Origin of the sequence: Caballeronia sp. LZ003 (genome assembly GCF_031451465.1) — a bacterium.
Lineage (GTDB): Bacteria > Pseudomonadota > Gammaproteobacteria > Burkholderiales > Burkholderiaceae > Caballeronia.
The window spans coordinates 1-365 of sequence record NZ_JARUXJ010000220.1; the positions used below are offsets into that span (position 1 = coordinate 1).

The 365-nt window shown below is 63.0% G+C and carries 1 protein-coding gene; it reads right to left on the minus strand.

Annotation, left to right across the window (positions count from 1 at the left end):
• Window positions 1-365: hypothetical protein (locus tag QCE79_RS39580; protein WP_309852511.1), on the minus strand; the 365-nt coding region annotated here is incomplete at both ends.

Genomic DNA, 365 nt, shown 5'->3' on the forward strand with positions numbered 1-365 from the left:
CTGGATCTGCAACTCGGACAGCCGCTCGGCGCGCATCTGCTCCACGCTGTATGCTGCCCCGCCATACGGACTGATTGCGTCTGCCGCTGCATAGCTTTCCGCGCCGCTCGTCGATGCCTGAACCGCCAAATTCCAACTCGCCATGCTTTCGAACTGAAGGCCCGCATCTCCGCTATCGCCCGACTGCTTCACCAGTGCATCAACATTGCCGTCCATGCCGTACAGCGTAGCTGTGCTGCCGTTGGTCGGCTCATCCATCTTCACCTTCGCCGGCGCAACCGACTTCGCCGCCATCTGCGCGATCACCATCGCCCCGATCGTATCGCCCGCAATCGCCCCGGCATTGCGTTGCAAGCTCCCGCCGC